This window comes from Hydrogenophaga sp. FW305-3-2-15-A-LB1, from assembly GCF_058787875.1.
The window spans coordinates 1-8,800 of record NZ_JBYTAE010000131.1 but is presented as its reverse complement, the minus strand read 5'-3'; the positions used below and the strand labels follow the sequence as shown (position 1 = coordinate 8,800).

9 protein-coding genes are annotated in these 8,800 nt (G+C 67.2%); 2 read left to right on the top strand and 7 right to left on the bottom strand.

Annotated features, from left to right (window positions below):
- Positions 1–31: 31 nt before the first annotated feature.
- Positions 32–832 (bottom strand): alpha/beta fold hydrolase, encoded by an 801-nt coding sequence (locus AC3WPZ_RS26655; RefSeq protein WP_492442369.1) that lies wholly within the window; start codon positions 830–832, stop codon positions 32–34.
- Positions 829–1,380, bottom strand: coding sequence for a cupin domain-containing protein (locus tag AC3WPZ_RS26650; protein WP_382323614.1), 552 nt, complete (start codon positions 1,378–1,380; stop codon positions 829–831). The genes AC3WPZ_RS26655 and AC3WPZ_RS26650 overlap by 4 nt, the downstream gene beginning before the upstream one ends.
- Before the next feature lie 172 nt (positions 1,381–1,552).
- On the opposite strand from AC3WPZ_RS26650, the gene AC3WPZ_RS26645 reads away from it, so the two are divergent.
- The gene (locus AC3WPZ_RS26645; RefSeq protein ID WP_492442366.1) at positions 1,553–2,470 is read left to right on the top strand and encodes a LysR family transcriptional regulator; all 918 of its coding nucleotides are present in this window, start codon (positions 1,553–1,555) and stop codon (positions 2,468–2,470) included.
- Positions 2,471–2,482: 12 nt separating this feature from the next.
- Here AC3WPZ_RS26645 and AC3WPZ_RS26640 read toward each other — a convergent pair whose 3' ends face one another.
- Positions 2,483–3,730, bottom strand: coding sequence for an NAD(P)/FAD-dependent oxidoreductase (locus tag AC3WPZ_RS26640; RefSeq protein ID WP_492442364.1), 1,248 nt, complete (start codon positions 3,728–3,730; stop codon positions 2,483–2,485).
- 220 nt (positions 3,731–3,950) lie between these two features.
- Between AC3WPZ_RS26640 and AC3WPZ_RS26635 the strand changes: the two genes are divergently transcribed.
- A complete protein-coding gene (locus AC3WPZ_RS26635) occupies positions 3,951–4,922 on the top strand; it encodes a porin (protein WP_382160340.1) in 972 nt (323 codons plus the stop codon).
- Between the two features lie 99 nt (positions 4,923–5,021).
- Here the strand turns inward: AC3WPZ_RS26635 and soxB are convergent, their stop codons facing one another.
- The 4 genes from soxB to soxZ all read right to left on the bottom strand — a co-directional run bounded on the left by soxB (position 5,022) and on the right by soxZ (position 8,748).
- The gene (gene soxB / locus AC3WPZ_RS26630) at positions 5,022–6,746 is read right to left on the bottom strand and encodes a thiosulfohydrolase SoxB (protein ID WP_492442362.1); all 1,725 of its coding nucleotides are present in this window, start codon (positions 6,744–6,746) and stop codon (positions 5,022–5,024) included.
- Positions 6,747–6,836: 90 nt separating this feature from the next.
- Positions 6,837–7,487 carry a sulfur oxidation c-type cytochrome SoxX gene (soxX, locus tag AC3WPZ_RS26625; RefSeq protein WP_291121222.1) on the bottom strand — a complete coding sequence of 217 codons (651 nt, stop codon included), beginning with the start codon at positions 7,485–7,487 and terminating at the stop codon, positions 6,837–6,839.
- Between the two features lie 16 nt (positions 7,488–7,503).
- Positions 7,504–8,310: a sulfur oxidation c-type cytochrome SoxA gene (soxA, locus tag AC3WPZ_RS26620; protein WP_382160346.1), complete on the bottom strand. Its 807-nt coding sequence runs from the start codon at positions 8,308–8,310 to the stop codon at positions 7,504–7,506.
- A 126-nt stretch (positions 8,311–8,436) separates the two neighbouring features.
- The gene (gene soxZ / locus AC3WPZ_RS26615) at positions 8,437–8,748 is read right to left on the bottom strand and encodes a thiosulfate oxidation carrier complex protein SoxZ (RefSeq protein ID WP_382160349.1); all 312 of its coding nucleotides are present in this window, start codon (positions 8,746–8,748) and stop codon (positions 8,437–8,439) included.
- Positions 8,749–8,800: the final 52 nt, after the last annotated feature.

Genomic DNA, 8,800 nt, shown 5'->3' with positions numbered 1-8,800 from the left:
TTCCTGGTTCGGGGGCATGGGGCGGCAGGGCTCAGGCGAGCCAGGACCGCAGATGGGGAAGCAAGGCGTCGATCTGCTGCACATGGGGATAGTGCCCCCCGGCGGACAGCACGACGCGGTGGGCATGGGGGTAGCGCTGGCGCACCCGTTCGCGCACGGCGGGCGTGATGATGGCGTCGTCCTCGCAGTCGCAGAGCACGGTCTTCGTGGGCGTCGGCGGTGCGGGCAGGGGCGTCGACAGCGCCACCTTCAGCAGCCGCTGGCGGAAGTCTTCCGCCGGCAGGCCGTGCTGCAGCATGTGCAGCTGCAGCTGGCGCAATTCGCTGTCGGGGCGGGTCAGGGTGCCGTCGCGCCAGCGCGCCACCACGTCCTCACCACTGGCCGCGGTCAGCCAGTCGGGCGAAAACAGCGGCGAAGCGGCCACGTCGGCCCCGTCGACAAAGGTGTTGCCCAGCCACAGCGCGCGCAGCGCGCCGGGGTGGCGTTGGGCGAAGGCCTGGGCCCACCACGCGCCATACGAGGAGCCCCAGACCGCCACGGGGCCGAGCGCGAGGTGGTCGATCAAGGCCAGGAGGCCATCGGCCAGCGCGTCGGGTTCCAGGCCGCTGGGGTAGTGCACCGTCAGCACGCGAGCCTCGGCGTCCAGGGCTTGCGCGATGCGCCAGGCCACGTCGCCGTTGCCCAGGGCGCCGGGCAGCAGCACCAGGGGCGGCGCGTCGCGCCGGTTGTCGCGAAAGCCCCAGCGGTGCCCTTGTGGGTCGGTGAAGGCGTGCAGGGGCCAGGCCTGGGTGAACGCCTTCAGGCCGGCCGGTGCGGCGAAATCCAGGCTCACGCGTACAGCCCCGCTTCGCGCAAGGTGGACTTGGCCTGCTCGGAGAAGTCCGCCTCGGGGGCGTCGCCGCTGACGACAACCAGCAGGAAATGCGATTGCTCGGGCTCGTGGTGGGTGATGTTCTCGAAGCGGCGGTTGACGCCGGGTGGGAACGACATGACGTCCCAGGGGCCGACGTCGAAATGCTCTTCACGGCCATCCAACTCCCAGGAGCAGCGCCAGGTGCCGGTGAGGGGCATGAAGGTTTCGTTGGTGTCGTGGTTGTGCATCATCGGGCCGTGGCCGGGCCGGGCTTCGCAGAAGCCCAGGTTGAAGCCCTCGCTGATGGGGATGGCCGCGTTCGCCGCCGCCTCGGCGCCCAGCGGCGAGACCACCTCCTGGCCGCCCTTGCCCTTGGGCGGCTGGAAGCCGACGGCGTTGTACAGCTTGCGGATGGCGCTGGGGTACTGGCTGTCGGGCAGGCCGCCGTCGAAGCCTTTCAAGTCCTTGAAGTAGGCCACGCGTTTGCGCATCTCTTCGCGCGTGACTCGGATCTGGGGAAGTGCCATGGGGTCTCTCTCGGTTGGGGGTGGGACACGCGGCGAAGTATGAAAGCGTGACTGCGCATGCTGCAATCGCGCAAACCGATGGCGCCGATCAGCCCCCGCGATGAAGGCCATGGGTTTTCCCCTAGGCCCCTGAGCGCACCCGGTCAGGCGAATGCAGGCACCATCCCTGGCCATGAAGCTGCCGACCCTCGATCTCCCTCTGCTGCTCGCGTTCGACGCCCTGATGCGGGAGCGCCATGTCACCCGCGCGGCCGAACGGCTGGAGGTGGGCCAGTCGTCCATGAGCGCGTCGCTGGCCAAATTGCGCGACCTGTTTCAGGACGAGTTGCTGATGCGCGCGGGCACCGGCCTGGTGCCCACCGAACGCGCCATGGCCCTGCTGCCCCGGGTGCAGGAAGCGCTGGCCGCGATGGAGCGCGTGCTGGAGCCCGCCACGCCCTTCGACCCCGCCACGGCGCAGCACACCTTCCGACTGATCGTCATCGACTACATCGACCTGCTGGTGATGCCTTCGGTCATGCGCCGGCTGCGCGAGGAGGCGCCCGGCGTGAAGATCCACGTGCTGCAGACCAACCCGAAACACTTCGGCGAAATGATGGCGGCGGGCGAGCTGGACCTGGCCATCACCTACTTCCCCGACGCGCCCGACTACCTCAAGGGCCGCAACCTGTTCGCCGACCGCTTCGTCACCATCTGCGCGCGCGAGCACCCCGCGATCACGGCGTCGCTGGATGTGGCGGCCTTCTGCGCGCTGCCCCATGTGACCATCGAGCCCGACCTCGCGCAGATCTACAACGTACAGATCGACGCCGCCTTGCGCCCCCATGGCGTGAGCCGCAACGTGCACATGATCAAGCCCAGCTTCCTGGCCCTGCCCTTCGTGCTGGAGACCTCCGACATGGTGGCCTGCGTGCCGGTGCGCCTGGCCCGGCGCATGACGCAGATGGCGCGCATCGACATGTTCGACATCCCGCTGGAGCTGCCGCTGTTCGATGTGCGCATGCTGTGGCACCCGCGCACGCAGCACGCGCCCGCCAACGAGTGGCTGCGCCGGGTGGTGGTGGAGTGCGCGCAGGCGGTCGCGCGCTGAAGGCGCGAACGGTTAGCCGAACCGCGCCGGCGAAAACGGCCGCACGTCCACGCGCGGCGTGGCGCCGGTCATCATCGCCGCCAGCAGTTCCCCCGTCACCGGCCCCAGCGTGAAGCCCTGGTGCCCATGGCCGAAGGCGCACCACAGGCCGGGCACCGAGGGCACGGGGCCGAAGACGGGTTTCATGTCGGGCATGCAGGGGCGCGTGCCCATCCAGGGTTCGGGGTCCACGCGCTCGCCGAGGGGAAAGCTCTGGCGCGCGATCGCTTCGGCGGCATCGATCTGGGTCGGCGTGCGCGGCGCATCGGCGTTCGCGAGTTCGGCGCCGGTGGTCAGGCGCAGGCCGTCCTTCATGGGCGCGACCACGTAGCCGTATTCGGCATCGATGGCGGTGCTGTTCAGGGTCTGGCCCGGCAAGCGCGCGTAGTGCATGTGGTAGCCGCGCTTGGGGATCATGGGCGCGGTGTAGCCAAAGCGCGAGGTCAGCTGCAGGGTCCACGGGCCCAGCGCCACCACCACCTGCGGCGCCGAGAGCGTGCGCCCATCGGTGGTGTCCACCTGCCAGCCGCCCGAGCCGCTCTGGCGCAGGCCCAGGGCGTCGCCCAGGTGCACCGCGCCACCGCGTTGTTCGAACAGGCGCGCATAGGCCTGCACCAGGTCGCCCGGGCTGCGGATGGCCACGGGGTCGGTCCAGCGCACGGCGCCGGCAAACTCGCCCACCAGCGCGGGCTCCTCGCGCGCCACGTCCGCGCCGGTGAGCTTGAGGTGGTGCACGCCGGCCTGGGCGCGCTCGTCGGCCACCTCGAAGAATTCGTGCAGTTCGCGCTCGCTGCGGTAGAGCATGAGGTAGCCCTGCCCCGCCACGAGATCCTCGGCGCCCGCGTCGCGCATCAGCGGCGCGTGCGTGTCCAGCGAGAGCGCGATCAGGGTCTCGTACTCGCGCGAGATCCGCTGGTAGGGGCCGGGCGCCGAGTGGCGGTAGTAGGACCACAGCGGGCCCAGCATGCGCGCGGCATCGCTGGCGTGGTAACGCACGTCGACGCGCTGGTTGGTGGCGCCCGACAAGAGGAAGCCGAGGTCGCGCGGCAAGGCATAGGGTGCGATGGCTTCGCGCTGGATGATGCCGGCGTTGCCGTAGGACGTTTCGAGCCCGGGCGCGCGGCGATCGAGCAAGGCGACGGACTGGCCCCGGGCCTGCAGGTGCAGCGCGCAGCCCACGCCGACCATGCCCGCGCCGAGAACGATGATGTCGTGTGTCATGGTGCAGGTCATTCTAGTTGCTGCTCTTTTTATGGCGCGGTGATGACAGCCCTGGCACATCGCAGGGCCATGTGTTGTATCTCGGGGCAAACCCTCTTGCGGGCGGCCGATGTCACAGAGTTTTCGCCGCGCTTCGATGAAATACGAAGGACTTCCTGCATGGTGCAGGGAGCAAGGGGACCTCCACGGGTCCCCCGTGCAATTTCATCGGAGCATCCACATGAAGAAGAGCCTCGTCGCTCTGGCCGTTCTGGCCACCACGGGCGCCGCCCTGGCGCAGTCCAACGTCACGCTGTACGGCCGCATCGACACCTCGGTCGGTTCCAACAAGGTCAACGGTGTGAGCAGCACGCAGATGTTCAGCGGCAACCTGACCTCCACCCGCTGGGGCGTGCGCGGCAGCGAAGACCTGGGCGGCGGCCTCAAGGCCATCTTCGGTCTGGAGCAAGGCTTTGACAGCAGCGCCGGCACGCAAGCCGCCGGCAGCGCGTTCGACCGCATGTCCATCGTCGGCCTGAGCGGCGGCTTCGGCACGCTCAAGCTCGGCCGTCACGACACCTCGTTCGACGACATCCGCGACCTGAGCATCAGCAGCAACCTCTGGGACTCGGAATTCAGCCCGACCAAGATCGCCTACACCGCCGGTGTGGCCGACTACTCGAGCCGCGCCAGCAACCAGCTGCGCTACGAATCGCCCTCCTTCGGCGGCTTCAGCCTCGGCGCCAGCTACGGTCTGGACGAAGACTCGACCGTGAAGGCCGACACCACCGCGTTCAACCTGCGCTACCGCGCCGGCAACCTGGACGTGGGTGTGGGCTATCAGGAGCAGAAGGCCAACAACCGCGAGTACACCACCGTCGGTGGCGCGTACAACTTCGGCGTGGCCCGCCTCTCGGCCGGCTACAACCGCGCTGAAATCAAGAACGGCGCCAAGGCCAATGGCTACGCCATCGGCGTGAACGTCCCCGTGGGCAACCTGGACTTCTCGGTGGGCTACGCCTACAGCAAGGCCGAGAACACCGCGGGTGCCACGACCGCCAAGGGTTCCGCGCTGTCCGCTGGCGTGACCTACGCGCTGTCCAAGCGCACCCGCGTGTACGGCGCTTACCTCGACGGCGACGTGGAGAACGGCGCTGGTGTCACCACGACCGACCGCCGCATGTACTCGGTCGGCGTGCGCCACGACTTCTGATTTCCCGCTTTCGCGTTACTTCCTGCCTTTTCCAAGGTTTCATGCCCTCCGGTCGATTTCGGCCGGAGGGCTTTTTGCCTTGCGGTGCGTCGTGTCGGCTTACGCGGCCTGGCCTGGGTTGCCGTCCATGCCGACGATGCGCGGGGTGTTGATCTTCACGCCCTTGATGACCTTCTTGTCGCGCAGGTAGCCCGAGACCACGTCCCAGATCGGCTCGCCCTTGGCGCCTTCCTGCACCGAGGCCCAGCCCGCGACCTTGTAGGTCTTGTCGGCTTCGATCGGCTTGCCCTTGAGCATCATGTTGTTGATGCGCTGGCCCATCGCCGCCTTGGGCGAGACCGTGTACTGCATGCCACCCACGCGCACCATATCGCCGCCCTGCTGGTAGTAGGGGTCGGGATTGAAGATGTTGTCGGCCACGTCTTCGAGGATGGTCTTGATCTGCTCGCCGGTGAACTCGTTGAGCGTGGTGGCCGGGTAGGTCATGGCCATCTGGTCCATCATGCGCTCGTAGGTGATGGTGTCGCCCGGCAACAGCGAGGTGCCCCAGCGCACGCCCGGCGAGAAGGCCATGTCGGCGCCCTTGTTCTGCATCAGCGCGTCGCAGATGACCTGGTCCCACGAGCCGTTGAAGTTGCCGCGGCGGTACAGCAACTCTTCGGTGACGGCGAGCTTCTCGCCGAGCTTGTCCTTGTAGGGCGCGCGCACCTTGTCGATGTAGGCCTGCATCTCGGCGTCGGCCGGCAGCAGGTTGGAGAACACCGGCATCAGCTTGTAGCGGAAGTCCTGCACCTTGCCGCCGCGCACGTCGAAGTCGAGCACGCCGACGAACTTGCTGTTGGAGCCGGCGTTGGTCACCAGGGTCTGGCCGCCACCGTTCTTCACGATGGTGGGCGCGGGCATGCCGTCGTGCGTGTGGCCGCCGAGGATGGCGTCGATGCCGCGCACGCGCGAGGCCATCTTGATGTCCACGTCCATGCCGTTGTGCGAGAGCACCACGACGACCTGCGCGCCTTTGCCGCGCGCCTCGTCCACCATCTTCTGCATGTGCTCGTCCTGGATGCCGAAGGTCCAGTCGGGCACCATGTAGCGCGGGTTGGCGATGGGGGTGTAGGGGAAGGCCTGGCCGATCACGGCCACCTGCACGCCGTTCATCTCGCGCAGCGCGTAGGGCTTGAACACCAGGTCTTCGAAGTCGGTGGTCTTGACGTTTTGCGCGAGGAATTCCATGTTCCCCTTGAAGTCCTTCTCCACGATCTCCTGCACGCGCTTGGCGCCGAAGGTGAACTCCCAGTGGGGCGTCATCATGTTCACGCCCAGCAGCTTGCAGGCGTCGACCATGTCCTGGCCGTTGGTCCACAGCGAGGTGGCCGAGCCCTGCCAGGTGTCGCCGCCGTCGAGCAGCAGCGCGTGCGGCCGGCTGGCGCGCAACTGCTTGATCAGCGTGGCCATGTGCGCGAAGCCGCCCACCTTGCCGTAGGTCTTCGCGGCCTGGCTGAAGTTGAGGTACGAGAACGCGTGCGCGCTCGCGGTGCCCGGTTTGATGTTGAAGTGCTTGAGCAGCTTCTCGCCGACGATGTGCGGCGCGCGGCCCACGGCCTCGGCCACGCCGAGGTTGACATTGGGCTCGCGGAAGTAGATCGGCTGCAGCTGGGCATGGCAGTCGGTGAAGTGCAGGAAGCTCACGTTGCCGAAGGTCGGCACGTCGTACAGCTTTTCACCCGCGCCGGGCGCGGCGGCCAGCACGTCGCGGTGGTTCAGGGCCATGCCGGTGGCACTGGCCACGGCGAGCACCTGCATGAATTCACGGCGACTGAAACTCATCTCTGTCCTTGATTGATAACTGATGACTGATATTTGAGCGAAATTTTTTTGAAGGGCCCCGGCTGCGGTGCGCAGCCGGGGCCGATCGCTCTACTTGTTGACGGGCGAGGCCGGGTCCAGCAGCAGGGCCATCACGTCCTTGAGCTGCTTCTCGTTGAGGATGGCCATGTGGCCCACGCGCGGCATCTGCGAGCAGGCGTTGTAGGCGCGCGAGTTCCAGAGCTTGCCCCAGGTGTACTCCACGATGGCCTTGCCACCGGCGCTGTTCGGGTCAGTGACGCCGCGCAGCTTGCCGTAGTTGTACAGGCTCGGGCCCAGGGTGCCGAAGGAGATTTCTTCCTTGCTGATCTGGTGGCAGTTGTAGCAGTTGCCGCCGTTGGCGTCGCCGGCCTTGTCGGTCCAGGTCATGCCCCGGCCGCTCTGGGCGATCTTCTCGCCCTCTTTCCAGTCGCCGAGGAACTTGCCGTCGCTGGGCCACTTCACGGTCTTCATGTTGGCCGCTTCGATGGCCTTGGCGACGGCCGGGTCGATGGTCTTGCCCGCCACGTCGGCGGCCGCGCATTCGCGGTTGGCGTCGTCCTGCACCAGGCGGTCCACCTTGGCGATGCCGCGGTCCTGGAAGGAGTTCTTGATGATGTCGGCCGCGGCCTTGTCGTACTCGGCGGCCGAAGGCGACACGGTGCACGCGGAGAGCGCGAGGGCCGCCACGGGCAGCAGGGCGAATGCAATGGCTTTGTTCATGGTCGGTGTCTCCGGTTCAGCGCTTGATGGCGGGCACGATGGACTCGGCGGTCTTGGCGTTCACGCCCATGTAGACACCGAGTGCAATGGTGGCGTCGCTGCCGAACTTGGGCTCGGGGAAGCGCTGCTGGCGGAAACAGTCGTTCAGGCGCAGTTGCATGCCCCACATCTGCGAGTTGGACACGCGGTAGGCCGGCCAGGCGGCGAAGCCGATGCCGTCGCCCGGGTTCTTGGTGAGGTTGGGCAGGTCCTGCAGGCGGATGCGCTTGTCGCTCTCACCGTGGCAGGAGGCGCACGAGAAGTCGTGCGTGCCGCCGCGCGTGAAGAACATGCGCTTGCCGGCTTCGTACATCAGCTTTTCCTGCGCGTGCGATTGCGGCAGGTTGAAGCGCATGCCCTTGGAGGCGGTCGCCACGTAGGTGGCCAGGGCCGTCAGGTTGGCCATCTCGCCGCGGCCGAACGGCGTCTTGGCGATCTCGGCACCGTTGAAGCCCTGCAGCGTTTCCATGCAGGTGATCAGGCGGGTCTCCAGGTCCTGCACGCGGCCGGTGTCCTTGAAGAAGCGCGGCATCTCGACGAAGGCACCCTTGATGACACCGGGGCCCTTGCCCAGGTCGCACTGCTCCAGCGATGCGTTCTTCGGGCCCCGTTTCTGTTTCCAGAGTTCTTCCCCCTTCATCTCGAACAGTTCGGCGGGGTTGCCGTCCTGCAGCATTTCCCGGTATTTCGCGATGCCTTCGGCGGTCGCATCCTGGGCGTGCACGGCGCCAGCAGCCATCAGGCCACCGAGCACCAGCGCGGCTGAAGCAAGCTGGAATTTCATGGGGAGTCTCCTCGTTGTTATCAAAAAAGGCGGTGGGGCGACACTTCCAGAGTCACCGCGGAACCGGCTTTGCCGGGCCGCTGGTGACGCCCCCTGGAGGGGGTCGCGCGAAGCGCGGCGGGGGTGTTATGCGATGACAGCTTCGTCGGTGCGCGTGTCGCCCTTGGTGTCGACCCACTTCACCGTGACCTTGTCGCCCTTGGCGGCGCCCTTGAACTTGAAGGACAGGAAGGGGTTCTGCGCCACCGAGCCGGTGAACAGCGAGCTCAGCACGACCTTGCCGTTGTGCGTGGCTTCCACTTCCTTGATGAAATGGGCGGGGATGAGGGCACCCGCCGCGTCGCGCCGCGTGCCGGGCTCCATGACGTGGGACATGAGGATGCGAACGGTGGTTTCGTCACCGGCGAGAGCGGCGCGGATGCGCATCGGATCGGCCATGATGGACTCCTGGGGTATCTGTGAATGGGTTGCGAGGGGAAACGTGGGGTTC